At 69.8% G+C, this 411-nt stretch carries 1 protein-coding gene; it reads left to right on the top strand.

Annotated elements, in window-relative coordinates; all coding sequences use genetic code 11:
• Positions 1-411, top strand: a 411-nt coding sequence (locus tag RNB18_RS52920) for a thiamine pyrophosphate-binding protein (RefSeq protein WP_311721167.1), incomplete at both ends; no start/stop codon positions are given.

Raw genomic sequence — 411 nt, 5'->3', positions numbered from 1 at the left:
GCGGTGGCCTATGCCCGGCAGAAGGACCGGCTGCAAGCGTGGGCGGTGACCGCCAGCGTCGGGCCGGGCTCCACCAACATGCTCACCGGCGCCGCGCTGGCCACCATCAATCGGTTGCCGGTGTTGCTGCTGCCCGCCGACACGTTCGCCACCCGGGTCAGTTCACCGGTGTTGCAGGAGCTCGAACTGCCGTCCTCCGGTGACGTGACGGTCAACGACGCCTTCAAGCCGCTGTCCCGCTACTTCGATCGGGTCTGGCGGCCCGAACAACTGCCGGCCGCCCTGCTGGGGGCCATGCGGGTGCTGACCGATCCCGTCGAGACCGGAGCCGCGACGGTGTCGATCCCCCAGGACGTGCAGGCCGAGGCGCACGACTGGCCGGAATCGCTATTCGCCGAACGCACCTGGCAC

This window comes from Streptomyces doebereineriae, from assembly GCF_031845645.1.
Lineage (GTDB): Bacteria > Actinomycetota > Actinomycetes > Streptomycetales > Streptomycetaceae > Streptomyces > Streptomyces canus.
Note: the sequence above shows the minus strand (reverse complement) of the source record. Positions and strands in the feature narration are given on the sequence as shown.